This is a genomic window from Bacteroides muris (ex Fokt et al. 2023) (genome assembly GCF_024704895.1).
Taxonomy (GTDB): Bacteria; Bacteroidota; Bacteroidia; order Bacteroidales; family Bacteroidaceae; genus Bacteroides; species Bacteroides muris.
This window is the reverse complement of the sequence record NZ_JAMZEE010000018.1, coordinates 15,971-32,898: the sequence shown is the minus strand read 5'-3', so window position 1 is coordinate 32,898 and position 16,928 is coordinate 15,971. Positions and strand designations below refer to the sequence as shown.

Annotated in this window: 10 protein-coding genes; 1 reads left to right on the top strand and 9 read right to left on the bottom strand. The window is 49.3% G+C overall.

Annotation, left to right across the window (positions count from 1 at the left end):
* Positions 1-13: 13 nt before the first annotated feature.
* From M1B78_RS09180 to M1B78_RS09165, 4 genes are all read right to left on the bottom strand, one after another.
* Entirely contained in the window at positions 14-3,184 is a 3,171-nt protein-coding gene (locus M1B78_RS09180) for a SusC/RagA family TonB-linked outer membrane protein (protein WP_257940484.1), read from the bottom strand.
* A 19-nt stretch (positions 3,185-3,203) separates the two neighbouring features.
* On the bottom strand, positions 3,204-4,661 hold the full coding sequence (locus M1B78_RS09175; protein WP_257940483.1) for a glycoside hydrolase family 76 protein: 1,458 nt from the start codon (positions 4,659-4,661) through the stop codon (positions 3,204-3,206).
* Positions 4,662-4,761: 100 nt separating this feature from the next.
* Positions 4,762-6,603, bottom strand: coding sequence for an MSCRAMM family protein (locus tag M1B78_RS09170; RefSeq protein WP_257940482.1), 1,842 nt, complete (start codon positions 6,601-6,603; stop codon positions 4,762-4,764).
* A 559-nt stretch (positions 6,604-7,162) separates the two neighbouring features.
* Positions 7,163-9,697 carry a Kelch repeat-containing protein gene (locus M1B78_RS09165; RefSeq protein WP_257940481.1) on the bottom strand — a complete coding sequence of 845 codons (2,535 nt, stop codon included), beginning with the start codon at positions 9,695-9,697 and terminating at the stop codon, positions 7,163-7,165.
* A gap of 270 nt (positions 9,698-9,967) precedes the next feature.
* On the opposite strand from M1B78_RS09165, the gene M1B78_RS09160 reads away from it, so the two are divergent.
* Positions 9,968-10,828: a hypothetical protein gene (locus M1B78_RS09160; protein WP_136010335.1), complete on the top strand. Its 861-nt coding sequence runs from the start codon at positions 9,968-9,970 to the stop codon at positions 10,826-10,828.
* A 9-nt stretch (positions 10,829-10,837) separates the two neighbouring features.
* On the opposite strand, the gene M1B78_RS09155 is transcribed toward M1B78_RS09160, so the two are convergent.
* The 5 genes from M1B78_RS09155 to M1B78_RS09135 all read right to left on the bottom strand — a co-directional run bounded on the left by M1B78_RS09155 (position 10,838) and on the right by M1B78_RS09135 (position 16,917).
* Positions 10,838-11,893 (bottom strand): Gfo/Idh/MocA family oxidoreductase, encoded by a 1,056-nt coding sequence (locus M1B78_RS09155; RefSeq protein ID WP_136010334.1) that lies wholly within the window; start codon positions 11,891-11,893, stop codon positions 10,838-10,840.
* Positions 11,894-12,213: 320 nt separating this feature from the next.
* Positions 12,214-13,230, bottom strand: coding sequence for a metallophosphoesterase family protein (locus M1B78_RS09150; RefSeq protein WP_257940480.1), 1,017 nt, complete (start codon positions 13,228-13,230; stop codon positions 12,214-12,216).
* Positions 13,231-13,268: 38 nt separating this feature from the next.
* Positions 13,269-13,748, bottom strand: a complete 480-nt coding sequence (gene ispF, locus M1B78_RS09145; RefSeq protein WP_005833434.1) for a 2-C-methyl-D-erythritol 2,4-cyclodiphosphate synthase — start codon at positions 13,746-13,748, stop codon at positions 13,269-13,271.
* 156 nt (positions 13,749-13,904) lie between these two features.
* Positions 13,905-15,206 carry a histidine-type phosphatase gene (locus M1B78_RS09140; protein WP_005833436.1) on the bottom strand — a complete coding sequence of 434 codons (1,302 nt, stop codon included), beginning with the start codon at positions 15,204-15,206 and terminating at the stop codon, positions 13,905-13,907.
* Positions 15,207-15,222: 16 nt separating this feature from the next.
* Complete coding sequence (locus M1B78_RS09135; RefSeq protein ID WP_005833437.1) at positions 15,223-16,917, bottom strand: RagB/SusD family nutrient uptake outer membrane protein; 1,695 nt, start codon at positions 16,915-16,917, stop codon at positions 15,223-15,225.
* Positions 16,918-16,928: the final 11 nt, after the last annotated feature.

Genomic DNA, 16,928 nt, shown 5'->3' with positions numbered 1-16,928 from the left:
TATCATTGGTTATTTAGAATGAGAGCGAAACGCCCAGTGTATAGGTCTTGTTCAACGGATACATACGGCCCAGGTCATCATCGGGATGTTCAGGGTCTACAAACTTCACACCTGTGAAAGTGAGCAGGTTGTAAGCATTGGCATAGACGCGCAGGCTGGCATTGGGAATCTGTTTCAATTTCGGGAAAGTGTAACCCAGTTCGATGCTCTTCAAGCGGAGGTAAGCAGTGCTTACGCGGTTGAAGGCTGAATTGTTTTTTGCCCAGCGGCCTGTGTAAGCGTAGTGACCGGAAGTCCAAACCGTAGCAGGATCGTATGGATCGGCTTTCGGATCCAGCGGATGCCAGCGGTCGAGGAATTGAGTCAATGCGCCACCACCGTTCTTACCCCAGATTTCGTGCAGCGGTTCCTTGTATTCCATAGAGCCCAGTGCAGAACCTTGCAACAACATATTGAAGTCGAAGTTCTTCCATTGCAGACCGGCATTCAAACTGAATTGCAACCACGGAGTCTGGTCGAAAGCAAACGGGTGTTCGTCTTGGCCGTTGATTTCGCCGTCACCGTTCCAGTCTTCATATTTATAATCGCCCGGCAGAATGTCGCGTTCCTTGAAAGCGTTATAGCTCCAGATATCGTTCCAGCTGGTATAACGTCCGGCAGAAGTATATCCAAACTGCACACCTTGGTAACGGTGTGTCAGGTTATCGTTGCGCCAGCGGTCGTAGGAGTTCGCCCAAGGTCCCTTCTCCGAAGCTGTCAGGTACTTCTGACGGGTAACGGTAGCAATACCTTTCAGGTTGTAGGCCACCTGACCAATCTTATGACGGTGTGTCAATTCCAATTCCATACCGAACTGACGGTCGCTGTCCAGATTCTCGCGCGGAGCAGTGGCACCTACCACGGTAGGCAAGGCACCGGAACGACGGGCAAAACGACCGGTACGCAAACGGTTGAAGTAGTCGAATGAAACACCCAGCATACCGTTCCAAGCCTCAAAGTCAAAACCGATGTCGAACGTCTTGGACTTGAACCACGTGATGTCCTCATTGGGCAGCGCCATCGGACTGGCTGCACTGATAAATTTGCCGCCGAAGACATAACCCGGTGAGTAAGAAGCATAGTCACCATTAGCCATATTGGAACTTGTCGCAGGATAGGTATATCCCATCGCCCAGTCGTAATTCAAGTCACCGTCATCACCAAGTACACCATAGCTGGCACGCAACTTCAACTGATTGACAAATTTCAGAGCATCGATACTCTTGAAGAAAGGTTCTTCGGAAATTCTCCAACCTGCCGATACGGAGGGGAAGAAACCCCATTGATGTCCTTTGGCAAACTTGCTGGAACCGTCGTAACGGAACTGTGCTTCCAGCAGGTAGCGGTCGGCAAACGAGTAGTTGACACGACCTATCAAGGCTTCGTTGGCTTGTTCGTAGAGGTCGCCACCACCTGTCTGCATAGCACCAATCTGACCTTCGGTCACTCCCGCCAGCAGATAAGGCATAGAGAATGCCAAGTCGCGAATGGCGTAGAAGTTATCGCCGTTGCGCTTCTGGACTTCCCAACCAACTACACCGCCTACGTGGTGAACATCGTTGAAAGTGCGGTTGTAGTTCACGGTAAACTGCCCCAGCATCTGAGACTTGTCATAAAACTCGCGACGCATATTGCTGGGCGAACTTTCGTTGTAGACCTTCTGGTTGTAAGCACCGGTCTGCTCGTCGTAAGCATACTGATAGTACTCTTTGCGGAAAGCCTCGTTGTTGTCGGCACGGTAGTCGTAGCTGAACATAGCTTTGGCAGTCAACCCCTTCAACACCGGAGTGTATTCGCCGAAGTCTGCCGTCAGAGTAGCCGAGGACTGGAAATATTTCTGTTTGTACTTCTTGTAACCGGAAACGTCAGCCGTCATCATAGCCACGGTGTTCTGTTCCATATCCAAACCGTTGTAGTTCAACATCGTTCCTTCGGGGTCGGCGAACGCAGGATAGAGCACACCTTGACGCCAGTAGTTGCGAATGATGTCCTGCGCACTTGAGAAAGGCGTATTACGTTCGTCGGAAACAGCACTCACACCCAGTTCGAACTTGATACCCTTGGTAATCTCGGTGGAGATATTGGAACGCAAGTTGAACTTGTTGTAATTCAAGTCGCCGGAACGGAAGATGCCTTCCTGATAGAAGTACCCCATGCTGATGTAGAACTTCGTCTTTTCGGTACCACCGGAGATGCTGATGTCGTGTTGTGTCTGAGGAGCCACGTTGGAGATAATCAGGTCGTTCCAGTCCGTCGTACGACGTGTGCCGTTGCGGTATGCCTCGAAGGCATCTTCGCCGAATACCCACGAACCACCGTTGATGTTGTTCATAGACATTTCGTTGAAGAGCGTCATTGATTCAAAAGGATTACACAACTCAGGCATACGCGAAGGTTGCTGGAAGGTGTAAGAACCGTTGTAAGAGAATTCGGTCTTGCCAGCCGCTCCCTTCTTGGTGGTCACCAGTACCACACCGTTGGCGGCACGCACACCGTAGATGGCAGCAGAGGCATCTTTCAATACGGAGATGTCCTCGATGTCCTGAGCATTCAAGCGTTGGAACTCTTCCACACTGCGGGGAATACCGTCGATAACCACCAGCGGCGTACCCATACCACGCACATCGAAACTGTTATTGAACGTACCGGGTTCGGAACTCTTCTGCCATACACGAAGACCTGCCACACGTCCAGTCAACATATTCTGTGGGTTTTCGTTCTTGGTCTGAATCATATCCTTACCCTTTACGCCGGCAACGGCACCCGTTACCGAACCACGGCGTTGCGTACCGTAACCGATAACCACCACCTCATCTATCATCTGGGAGTCGGTGTGCATCACAACGTTAATGGTGGTACGTCCGTTCACTTTCTCTTCCTTGCTTTTCAATCCCACGTAGGAAAAGCTGAGGACACCATCGGCAGGAGCGTTGATGGTGTAACGGCCATCAATGTCGGTAATCACACCGACGGTGGTGCCTTTCACCATAACGGCCGCTCCGATAACCGGCTCGTTGGTATCGTCTATCACTACTCCCGAAACGGAAATAGAGTTCTGTGCGAAAACGCCTGTCGGAATCAGCATCATAAGCAATGCCATCACCACGCAAGCCAGTCCTTGTCGCATCTTGCTAAAATCTTTCATAGTCCATTATTTTTTAATATTAATTCTTGCTCCATTCATAATTGGCCAATACGGCATATTCTGCGGCAAAGGCAAAAGTGAACATTGCTTCCACATTGTTCTTGCTCTTCTCGGCTTTGTTCCAGCCCACCAGCAAATTGGTAGGAAGCATCTGTTTGTAGAGGTAGTTATCGTAGGCATAATCCAAGTTGTGCTGGAAAGCCGCGATACAGCCCGATGCAGCGGTGTGCGCCGCAGAGGCATCCACATATCCGCGCATCAGCACGCCATTGAACCAGTTGCGGAAGCCGCTGATGTCGAAGGCGTAGCAACCCGGCTTGGAGGCGTCCTCCTTGGCAAAATAGGCAAAGCTCTTGTCGGTCAATGCAGCCAAGTCCGTGCGGTAAGCGGCATCGCTGGTTGCCCGATAGAGGTCGGCTGCACCGGAAAGCATCGTACCGCTGTTGTAAGTGATGGCGGGACCTACGCGGTCGCGCAGCTTGGTGCCTTTCCGATAGCGGACACCGTCAATAGTGACATATTCTATCTCAGGCGATTCAGCTCCACCCATCATATCGTCGTACACGCCGTCGGGGCGCAACAGATGTGCCTTCTGCCAGTCGTAAATGACCTTGGCAAAGTTCAGGTAGTAATCGGCCTTCTTCTCTGTACGCAGCTTGCGGCTGTTGTCCGTATCCACGTAGCCGTAGGTCACTTCATCGGACTTTCCTTTATAAATCTCGTGTAGCCATACCAGCGGGCTGACCATAGGGCCATTGCTGCAAGAGTGCTTGGAGAGATAACCGGGGCCCCAGGTGATGCCTCCCAGCTGTCTGCCCTGCTCGTCGAGCGTGCAGTCCCAGCCATCGAGCACATACTCTGCCAGGTATTCCGCCTTATCCAGGTAGCGCTGCTCACCGGTGATATGATAGGATTCCAATAATTCACGTACCAGCCACATCTGGTCATCGTAAACATTGAGGATGCCTTCTACCTGGGCAGTTCCTTTGTCGTTTCCACGGTTTACGCCGTATACCGTCCACTGCTTGGTCTGCGTATAAGAGGTCAGCGTAAAAGTACCTGCGTAATACTCCAAATTATCATAAAGTTGGGTCAAGAGTTCCTTGTAACGGTTAAAGTGAGAATCATAAAGAGCCGTTTCACCCTTTGCCTGCCCGGTCTTCATGGCTTTCATCGCAGCGTTTACAGCCTCAATGGAACTGGTGTACATCCACACACTGCCCAACTCGCTGGAACGATTGCCGGTATAAGGATTGTAATAACGTGACATAGCCATGCCCGTACCCGTGAAATAGCACTCCACGGCATTGTCAATCAGTTCTATGGCACGCGCCACGTTCTGCATCGGCAGATTACCCACAGGAATATCCGTCCCCCCGCTGCCCGGCTTTTCATCAGCAGCAGAGTCGTTGCTGCAAGCCACTAACGTCCATAAAAGCAAAGTCAGTAAAGTAAATAATTTTTTCATTCTGTTCATACATACTATTAGTTTCCTCAGCCTTCCCTCCTCCTTCTTCCATAAGATGCGGAAAGAAGCAAGGGGAAAGCTTCAAGAATAATTAAATATCAGTAGTTTGTTATTCCATTGTTATGCCACGCATCACCAGCTTGTTCTCATCGTCATTCGCTTCGCCCTTAAAGATGCCGATGGTCAACATCACGTCTTCTCCGTTGAACTGAGACAAATCGTAAACGAAATCGGCATATCCTTCCGAATCGCCCTTTCCTCCGGCCTCGTGGATAAACTTCCAGCAACCGTCGGCAGCCGCTTCGGCAAACCGAGCTGTATTAGAGACAGGTGCCAAGTGGGTAACAGTTCCGTCCATACGAATGGCTGTCACCTTGAAGAAGGTGGCGTTGGTGGCGCTGAAGTTACGCGTCTTCAGCGTCAGCTTGTTGCGTCCGGAAGCAATGGAAAACTTGGCATAGAAGTAAGATTCGGGCACGGTAGTGCTTACAGCGTTTCCACCGCGTGTCTTAATCAGATAACCCTCGGAAGGGAATACTTCGGGGTCTTTGGTCAACGGCATATACGACCACTCGGCACATACGTGGTCTACCTCGCGCCAAGCACGATAAGCGTCCACATAGTTATCACGGTTTCCTTCAATGGGATTGATACCGGTAAACTGCGACTTGATATGCGGCATGGTGGAGCGTACCATCTCGTGCGTCATCTTCCAACCTTCCAGCTTTGCGATTTCGGTACCCGGCAACCAGCCCCAGCCTTTAACCACCTCTGTGGCAAACGAGATGCGGCGCAATACCAGCTGTTTCCAATAGTCGCCTGTCTGGGCGCGGAAAGTACCGATGGCGATGATGATTTCCTTACCGATGTATTCGCTCAGGTCTACTGGGACTGAACCGTAATCACCGGAAGCATAGGTTCTGACATCGCCAATAATCTTGGCTTTCGGATCGGCCTCAGACAAGTCTACCACCTGCACACCATAGTAAGCCGGAGCAGCGTCATCAGCATTGTGCGTACGGATTTGGAGTGTCATAATGTAGTTGTCGGGTGTAATGAGCTTGCTACCGAAGACAAATGAATCGAACACTTCCATATCTGCCGGATTGCTACGGTCGGCCTCATTGTTGCGAATGCGGAGAGTGGTACCTTCGTTCTGCTCTTCCCAGTCGCCACGGAAGTCCATCGTACACATGTAGTTGCAAGCCCAGTCCCAGTGGGGATAGCTTTCGGCGTTTCGTCCACCGCGGTATTCGTTATAATACCATTTTTCGGCAGCTTTCAAGTCGTCGATGGTCAGTCCGCGCAGGATTTCCGTTCCCCCCATGCGCACGTCTGTAGTAGCAATGCCGTCCGTAAAGTCGGCCATAACCACTTTCTTCACGATAGAAGCATAACCCTCTTTCGTGAAGGTAACGGTATAGTCGGCCAGTGGCAAGTTGCCGATTTCAAACGTACCGTCGCTTCCGGTGGTGGTAGTCTGCGTGGAGCTGATGCTGACTGTCACTCCTTCCAACGGAGCACTACCCTTTCCTGCATCGGTCACTTTTCCTTTGATTTTTGCAGCTGCATACTCCATCTTAGGACTGACTTCGGCTACTTGTTCTTCATTGAATTTTCCAGCTACGACGGTAACACTTACCGTCTGATAATCGGCTTTCGTAAATGTAATTATATGTGTACCTATTGAAATGTTTTCGAGTGTATACACACCCTGTGAATTTGTCGTGGCCCGCGGACCGTCCGGTGTAGCCGTTATACCGGAACCATCGACCTGAACCGTTACCCCTTCAAGGGGAAAAGATAAATCGTCAGTGACGACACCCGTCACCTTGCCATAAGATACCCCCCCTCCGTCCGTATCGTCATCCGAGCAGGAGCTTACCATGAACACCATACTTATAAGCATGGTCATCAGTCCGAAGACTTTCAGTTTTTTTGCCTGTTTCATAGTTTAATTATTATTAGAAGTTAATACAACAAAGGAGCCGATGCCAATCGACCACATCAGCCTCAGGGCATTATAAACCGCCCCTTCGACTACAAATTTGATTTCTTATGGGTTAATTTTAGGGTTAATTTGAGTATAATGGGATAAAAAAAGCATTAATCCGGGCCATTTTAACCCATAAAAGAAAGGAAAGAAAAGGATTCATTCGGCTCTTCTAGTTTTGAAATGGGCAACGCAAGTCAAGCAATTATCGCACGCTCTACCAAATTCCCATTTCCAACAGTCCATTTGTCTCCTTTTATCAATGCCGGAGCCTTAATTCTTAAAGAATTGATTATCAAAAGTCTCATAATAGTCCTATCTCTGTATATGACTAAGGCACCCTAAGTATACAACTGAGGTACCCTGAATATGCGACTGAAGTCAAAAGTTTTTTGCTTTGTAAACAGTTATCAGCCATAGATGTAACATGACAAGAGTTATCGGACAAGCTGAAAGAGGCAGACCGAAGAACAAAAAGAGAAAAGACTGGAAGCACCGGATGCAACGTGCCGGGAAACTAACTCCAGTAAAGACTGAAAGGATGAGGATAATCCTCCCCCGTGTATTTTTTGTATTCCGCCACGAATCTCTGGTAAGTGCCAATAGCGGCATTCTCATGCTTGAGCATGAAAAGTGACTTGATGCAACAGTACAAAGCCGTCTCGTTCACCGGGTCGATATTGAATTCCGCTTCGGCCAAGCTCACAGCTTCCGAATAATCCTGTGCCTCGAAAGCCTTCTTCATCAGTTGCAAGACAAACACCTCCAAACGGCACTCCACATCTTGCTTGAAACCGTCGAACAACGGACTGTCCATAAAACCTACAAACTTGCCACGCCCTACGATATGCAAAAACTCTTGCCGGCATTCCTCTATCCGGTTTCCGGCAATTATCGCCATAAAGCGCAAGTAGTCGCAATAAAAACCGGAGGACAGCGTGAAGCGGAAACATCCTTTTTCGTAAACCAGTTCTATGCCATCCAATTCTTTTAGAATTTTGCGCAGGTGATTGATGGCTACTCCACGCGAGTTTTTCACTTTGTCCTTTGGCTTGTCGGGCCATATCAAATCGCTCAGTTGCTTGGAAGAAATTCCGTCGGCATCGCTATAACGCAAAATGAGACAGAATATCTGCTTGATACGCAAGGAAAACATATAAGAAATATTGCGTCCGTTCCGGTCGAAAACAGAAAAATCACCGAACAAATACACCGAATTGGCAACTCCCGTATCTGCCGCCATCTTCTCTACCTTTGCATCAGAAGCATCAGGAAGTTGCTCCTTGTCGCCTCTCGCGGTTTCGCTATCCTCGCCCTTGCCGGAGTTTCGACGCCACTTGTACATCCATACGCTGCCGCCAGCTACAGCCACAACCGCGGCTACCAGTACAAGCCACGCATGTGAAGCATTTCCTCCACCGTTATGTGCAGTATATTTGTCAAGAGAAACCGGCGGGAAGAGCAGAGAATAGACGGAAAATCTGGAAGACACGTCGTCGCTTGTTTCCTGCACGGTCACAAAAAGCCTGCTTTGGCGCTCGTTGTAATAAAGACGAGCGTTCGTGGTAATTTTATCGGAGTAAATGGAAATGGAATCACCCAATATATGAAAACTGCCGTCTTCTACAGAAAAACGGTAGAGATGCAAAAACGAGTTGGACACACTTTCGGGATAACGCAAAACATAGAAACAAGAGTCATTCAGTATAACCATATCCTGCACCGGAACCACATTAGGTTGTCCTTCTGAAATGTCCCAAAGTTTCTGCACACGCATTTCTTGCAAATCCACTTTATAAAGGTCGTGAAAATAGCGACGGCCTACCACCTGGTCGCCCGATTCATTGCCCATACCGCCGAAAACATAGACAGAATGATTACGGTCCAGATAACCGGCCGAAGAGAAATAGCGCGGACAAAGAAAATCGCCGGACAGAGAACCCTGCGTTTCCCAACGTCCCTCCTCCGCATTGAACATATAGAACTTATTGCTGTAGTACATATTGCCGAAGCCGCCGAAGATGGTGTAACGTTTGCGAACTGCATCATAATAGGAGCAGTGATGATGCAATTGCATGTCCAGCCGACTGTAGCTCTCCACCCTCCAGCTCAACGTCTGCAAATCCAAACTCGCTATCATAGGCTCCGTTTCTCCATTCTCGGCATACACCTCGTAGGCATAGAGCCTTTCACTGCCACTATCGAAGAAACTGCCGGCAAGAAACAGCTTCACAGGGCACCGTTCGGCAAAAGCCTTGGCAGAAGTGCTTCCCGTCTCCATATTGTAGACGAACAACGAATCACGGTTGAAATAATAAATCTCGTTTCTGTCGGCATTGTAGCAGGAACCAGCTTCCGATGCCGACGCAAAGCCCCCCTCTTTCCTCCAGTGGCAGGCCTCGTTAATCAACCATATCGGATTCTCCACCTTTCCATAAAGAATACCTTCCCGGTTGCAGACCGATTCTCCGTCCGCCTCATCCAAGGGAAATGTGTAAGTACAATCGGCATTCACAGCCACCTTATCAATAGCTATCTCCGGAACGTCAATGATGTGGTCGCTCTTACCGAACACTATTTTCGGACTGAACTCATCAGAGAGCAGCACACCTTTGCATACCTTTTCTTGATTGTGAATTCTGAGAGTAATCTCATCCTGCTTCAGGTTGAAAGCTATCTTTACCTTAAACCAATGGGATTTCATCGCCTCCGCCTTACTGACAGGCAAGGCTATCAACACACACTTCCCCTCCTGGTTCAGACGGAACAAGATGTCATCGCCACGAAAATCAAAGAAAAGATTGAAAATCTGTCCTTCGTCAGCTCCTTTAACCCGCAATACATAGCCGACACTCTCGGTAGAATACAGGGCCATGTTGAACTCCAAGTCGAAGTAGTCCTTGAAAGAGGGAGAACTGTGGGCAAACACATCATAGGATGTTCTTTCATCGATAGGGCTGGCCGCGCCACGAAATCTCAATCCGTATGCGGAAACCATTTGGGTAGTGCAAAGACAGATTATTAAAATGATATATCTATATAAGTGTACCATCAGGTTTTCATTTAAGGTTATGCAATACCGTCACAAAACATTAGCCAACATTTATAAAAAACAATGGAAAGATTGAAATGCAAATATAGAAAATATTACTGAATGAAACACTCTTTACTCGAAAAAGTAAGTTTTCCTAACAACATGGTGAAAGGGCAGGTACAGAACAAGGCCGCATGGAAATAACCAACACACATTTATGATATTTTTTGGCTTCCCCTTGCTTTTTTCATTCCAAAAAGGTATATTTGAAATAAATTATTCCGAGCTATGGCAAATCCAATCATACCCGGTATACCGCAGACTGAACAAGACTTACTGTATAGTAAGTTGAATGCATACAATCAAGGGAGAGCCCCTTACAAGGAAGCGGGCGCTTATCTTGTCGTACTGCCCCGGCCGGAACATCCCCAATATACTTTATGGGTTTACTCTCCACTGCCCGAAAGACAATCCATCTTCTACATTTGCGACCTTTCTACCGACATTCACGAAACGCTGCGGATGGCAAGCACGTTATGCTTCTACTCGCCGCGCAGCCTGCTGCTTGTGGAGCACAACGCCAAAAGAATGCAGAGCAAAGGAGACGACATCATCCCCATAGGAAAATACCGTGGGCACTTCCTGCACGAAATCCTCCGTATAGACCCCGCCTACCTTGCGTGGATAGCTTTCAAGTTTCAGCCACGCATCCCCAAGCAGGAACGTTTCGTACAGATTGCCAAGATTTACCATTCGGTTTACCTCGACATACAACGGAGAAAGACGTACCAGACCACCGGCGGACATTTTCTGGGGAAGGAAGGGGAAAAGGTGAAGAACCTGACACTGACCGTGCTCAGCGTGCGACTGGAGGACAATCCGTACAAGACACAACTCAAAGGAACCACTCCTTATTTCTACGTGTGCCAAGTGTTGAAACTGAGAGACTCCGTCGGCAACTTCGTCAGCATCCGGATAAACGCACGCACGGCAAGCCGGAAATCATGCCGGCTGCCCGCCGTGGAACACGCCTACCAAACAGGGGAAATCATGGCAATAGCATCGGCACGCATAGCACGTACCTATTTAATAGGAAGCACCAAATATACCCGGCTGACCCATGTCAAGCTGCAAGGCGCTGCCAAGTAAAGGGCTTTCTCAGATACGAACCACACGCTGCATACGGCTACTCTCCCAGGCTGCCTCTATCAGTCGGATGACTCCGACCACCTCCCGAGCGTCGCTCTGCAACGGTTTGCCGCAACGGATATGCTGATAGATATTGTCGTAAAAGGCTGCATAATCACCGGGAAGGCTCGGATACGGTTCACGCACGACTTTGCCGTCCCTTTCGGTATGAAGCAATCCCCAGAAGGATTTGTCTTCCTCGCCCCAGTGCGGAGTGCCGGGCAGCAGCCCCTCGGTCAAGGCCGCTTCCTGAGGGTCGAGACCATACTTCACGTAAGACCCTTCCCTGCCATGAAGAACGAAACGGGGTTCGTTCGCGCACATCAGATAACTGGACTTCAGTGTTATCCTCACTTCGGGCGCTTTCGAGGGACGCAACAAATGGATAATGAAATAATCGTCCACCTTGCCGTCCTTGCGCAACGTGGCAATATCCGCGAAAACAGCTTCGGGCATCCCGAAGAGTTGCACAGCCTGGTCTATGACGTGAGCACCCAGGTTATAGGTCAGTCCACCGCCATCCTTTCCGGTCTCCTTCCAAGTATCCGGCCTGACGAAATTACGGTAACGGGGAAAGGTAGATTCAAACTCCACCAGATGCCCCAGCAAGCCTTCGGACAGTATTTGACTGACTGTCAAGAAATCGCCATCCCATCGCCGGTTCTGGTAAACGCTCAGGGTCAGCCCCCGGCTCGCGGCAAGCGCCACAAGTTCCTCTGCTTCCGCTACAGTAGTGGTGAAAGGTTTTTCCACAATCACATGCTTGCCTGCTTCGAGGGCACGGCGGGCATATTCATAATGGGTGCCGTCCGGTGTGTTGATGACAACCAAATCCAGCCCTTCCAGTCCGATAAGCGCATCAAAGCTCCTCACAATACATGCGTCGGGATACTTCCCGCGGGAGAGTTCCTTGCTGCGCTCCGTAATGGCAGTCAATTCAAAATGGGGGCTGACGGAGATGAAGGGAGCATGAAAAACACGTCCCGACATTCCGTAAGCGGCTAATCCGGTTCTTATCCTGTCCATAAGGCATTCTTTTTTCTTCCGGCAAAATTAATAAAATCAGCCGACACGGCAACTGTTTGCATCAAAATGAATAAAGCCAAAGGTGAATGACAGTAAGGCTGCCACATCCGGACAGAAAGAATAGAGGGGAGGAAAGAGAACACCGGAGGTGAAGAGAAGGAGGGCTATTGCTCTTACTGCACGAGATGCCCATCTCACACTGTTCGAGATGTACATCTCATGCAGTATGAGATGGGCATCTCGTACAGTAAGAAGAGTAATGCTTGCAGCGAAGGGGCATAGACTTCGGGCTATCAGGAAACCACCCTCGCGGGGCAGACCTATTCCGTCACCAACGGGCGCTTACGCCAGTCGTCCTTCACATAGCTGTCGGGGTAGACCGTCTTATCAACGATTTCGCCACCTTTCAGACGAATCCAGGTAGTGAAAGTACGGGCGCCTTCCTTCATCACAATGACACGTGCACCGTTGGGAAGGTGATTGTACTCAGTATTGCCACCTGTGAAGCGGCCGTAGGCCAGAAGGATTCCTTTCCACATCACGGCATAGTCGTTGTCATGGTCGTGCCCGACAAACATACCCATCACATCACCGGCCTCTTTCATGGCAGTGAACATGCCCGTATTCAGTTCCGGAGCGCAAGCCTTTTCCATGCGGGTACCTATCAGTATGGCGTTCTCGTCGGAAGCGGCCTCGTTATATTCCGGCAAAGGAATGTGGAAGAATGCCAGTGCAGGCAAAGGTTGTCCGCCGTTCTTTGCTTTATAAGCGGCACTCTGCCGACGGTACCAGTTCACCTGGTCGAAAGTGAGCCAGTCGTATCCCTTTACGTCGGGCAGTTTGGAGTAGGAATGGGAATCCAGACAGTAAAGCAGGGCTGCATCCTTCTTGCCGTCCGAGGACTTCAGGGTGAGGACACAGTCGGGCGATTCTACTCCGCCACGGTCGGGCTGGATATTGAAGGGGATGGAGCGGATGACGTCATAGAGTTCGGCACGTGTCTTTCCCTGCTCGTTGTCGTGGTTGCCAAAGGTTACGACAAAAGGAATCTTACGGTCTGCAGCATAGGAAAGCACCTTACGCATGGCCGTATCGGCAGGTGCGGCATAGACTACATCACCGGTAAAGACTACCAAATCGGGGCGCTCGGCATCAAGCACTTCGCCGATACGCTTCAAAGCGATGTCCGAAGCCGGATTGCGATACTTGAAGTGGACGTCCGTAAACTGGACGATTTTAAACTCTCCGTTCTTGTCGAACTGCAAAGGCGATACTTGTGCCGGGCAGAACAAGAAGGACAAGAGTGCAAGACAAAAGGTCAAGGAGATTCTCTTCATATAAGTGGATGATTAAATTGAGTTGATATTATTTCATGTCATTCCTTCACTATCAATACAGTGGCATAGGCGGATATACCTTCCTCCCTGCCCGTAAAGCCGAGTTTCTCCGTGGTGGTGGCCTTGATGGAGATGTCATCCTCGTCTATTCCCATCACCGCGGCAAGCGTACGTTGCATTTCGGGAATATAGGACTTCAACTTAGGCCGCTCAGCGCAGATGGTAGCATCAATATTACCCACCAAATAGCCTTTAGCAGCTATCAGTTCTATTGTTTTCTTTAACAGAATCTTGCTGTCTATATTCTTGAACTCACCGGCAGTATCGGGAAAATGATAGCCGATGTCGCGCATATTCGCCGCTCCCAGCAATGCGTCACAGATAGTATGGATGAGCACGTCTGCATCCGAGTGCCCCAACAATCCCTTTTCATGTTCCAGGCGGATACCGCCCAGCCAAAGCTCGCGCCCTGCCACCAGTTGGTGGACATCAAAGCCGAAACCTACACGTATCTTCATATCGTTACTTCTTTAAGTTGAGACGAAAGTACGGAAAAAATAGGAACAAGAGAAGGAACAAGACACAAATTGCACGGATTACGCCGTTTTTTGCTCCCCTTGTGGAAAGAAAATCGAACGTAAACCGTGCAATCGGTATGGAGCATGAAGAATATGTTACGGTCTGTCGGGCAGACTGTCTACAATTCCTTTATAAAAAGCTCTCACATCTTGCCAGTGATAGAAAGGAGCCATATCCGTCTTCACCGGGATACTTACTTCATGCTCGTGCAGCAACAGTTTTACAATCACATCTTCCGGCGAGCCTTTCTTGCGGAAGAACACCAGCTGTATATTTCCTGCCATCGGCGCAACCTTGTAGTTGCACCACGCCTGATAGAACTTATCGGGGTCGGCCTCCTCGTTATAGCAGTTCTCCAACTTCATCAATCCTGCCAGGGGGATAATGTTTCCATCATGTGCAAAGCGGAAAGTAGCCGAGTTTCTACCCGAAGCAATAGCCTCGTCGGCAGCGGCAATGATGTTCTCCAGTGTCGGTTTGGCGTTTGCCACCATCAGTCCGTTGGTCATGGGCGAGGGACCGTCGCACACGTAGTTCTTGTAGTTGTGTATCTGCCAAATGTCGAATAACTCTTGCTTCTCAAAAATATCATAGAACGATACTTCCTGCTCCACGTCCTGCATGTCCGAGGCTATCGCATAAAGACCGCGCATCAGTTCCTCCGGATTCACACGTTTATGGACAAACTCTTTATCGGAGAAAAGTGAGTTCATCAGACGTTCGGGACGAACATGGCTCTTCTCGAATTTGCGGAACTCCTCGTACCAAGGGCCCTTGTGCGAAGTGAACTTCATGGCTTCCTGCGTATGAAAGTTCAAGTAAGGCATGTATTTGTTGCTAGATTCACGCTCAATCTTCAGTTGGGGATTGAATTCCTTCAGACGTTCGCAGAAGGCATCCATACTGAGTACGCAACGTATTACGAGTGTAGCACATGCCGACATCTCCGGCGCACCTTTAAAGACTTCGGGAAATGCCTGATACATACGTTCGGCAATACCGCGCTGCTGATCCACGCCCACTGGGCTCAAGTCTCCACCGCGTCCTTCGGCATCTGCCCAGACAATAGCCAACCGCTTGCGCACATCTTCGCCCAGCGGAGTAAGTTTACCTGCCTGATGTGCCTTTTCAAACACTTCCATCACACGGATATACTCCTCGTCAGAAATCAGCCAGCGCGAGCCATGACGTCCGAAGTGACTGATATAGAAAGGCTCGTAACCCTTCGGTGCCTTGGTCTGTACACCCGGTGCCGGATAGGCATAATACACTCCTCCGGTAACGGCAATGTTATCGAAGATTTCTTCGCGCGTGGCTTGTGCATACGACGATGTATGCACAGCCGATGCGGCAAAAAGAATGGTAGAAAAAACGATTCGTTTCAATCTAAAATTCATAGGATAATAAAGCTTTTCAGTTCAAGAAATCAGGATTTTGTGTCAAATTAGGATTGGTGGTAAACTCGTCCTGCGGAATGGGGAAGAGGTTGTATTTGTCGTCCACATCCTTACCTATGTAAGAACCTGCCACGCCATTGTCACTACCTTTCCAGTCCCAGTTATATCCCTTGGTGAACTTACCAAAACGAATCAGGTCTGTACGGCGAACCAACTCCATGTGCAACTCGCGGGCACGTTCATCCAAAAGGAAATCAAGATTCAACCGACTGTCGCTGATGCGTCCCGATACGCCATTACCATATTTGCCGGACATGTAAGCACGGTCTCTGATTTCATTCACATACTCCAACGCTTCGGTACGCGAACCACCTTCGGCGCCACGCAGAATAGCCTCAGCCGCCATCAAGTAGGCATCTGCCGTACGGAACATCGGATAATCGACAGAGGAGTACTTCGTGCCGCCTGGTTCCAGTTCACTGCCGTCTTTGCGCACGTTTCTCCACTTGATGCAGGCGTAGCCGTTATTGAAATCGCTCTGGAACTCCTTGCCTTCTACCCAAGTTTCTTTGGTGTGGCCAATAGAGAAGAATTGGGCACGCTTGTCTTTCTTGCCGTTCCCCCAGATGTCGTCTGCCACAAAAGTCTGGTCTTCTTCTTCGAACATATCCACCAGCTGTGTCTTTACGCGGGCATTGCCCCAGGTGCCGTTCACACCTATCCGGATATAGTTGCCCATATCTCCATTCATCAACGCCTTAATCAGGAAGTTAGTACCTGCGCTGCCTTGCGCATAGTCTGCATCCTGCACCAGCGGCCAGATGATTTCGGAACAAGTTTCATTGTCTGCCAAGAAGATGTGGCGATAATCGGAAGCCAGCGGATAATTACCTTCCGTAATTACCTTTTTGGCATATTTGTATGCGTTTGTGTATTCATTCTTTCCTACCCAAGTTTCGGCATTCAAGTAAACACGTGACAGCAAGAACCAGGCTGCTACACGGTCCACACGGGCATATTCGTTCTTTTTGGGTTCTTTCAGCAGGGTGGTCAATTCTTCCAGTTCGGACACCACAAAGTTGTAGATTTCCTCGCGAGTGGCTTGCTCGGGCATGTCACCTACTTCCATCGTTTCGTCCACGAAGGGTGTAGAACCGTAAAGGTCGCAGAGCATACTGTAACTATAAGCACGGATGAAGCGGGCTTCGGCACAATAGTATTGATACTCGTCTTTCAAGGCTTCATACACACCTCTCTCCTGCAATTTGCTCTCTGTACATTCACGTAGGAACTCGTTGCAATAGTTAATGGTCATGAAAAGACGGTAATAAGGATAACCCACAATCTCAGTAGAAGCATCCCAATTCAAGTAAAGCATGGCACGTACACCCTTGCTGCCACCGGACTGGAATACGATTTCATCCGTACAAGCTTCCTGCAAGTAGAACAAGGCACGAGTATAACCAGAATATCCTTCATCGATGCCCGACACATCGCCGTCTCCTCCGTCACCACCCTTCTGCCCTGTCTGTATCAGGGCAGCATAACACTTGGCAATCATGCCGATATAGCCCTCGGGAGTAGAGTACACCATCTCACCGGTCAGTTCGTTATCATCCAGCGGCAATGTATCCAGGTCGCCCAGGCAAGAAGCAAAAAGTGACACAGCCAGCAAACATACTGTTACTAATTTGAAATATCTAGTTTTCATAATCATGTATC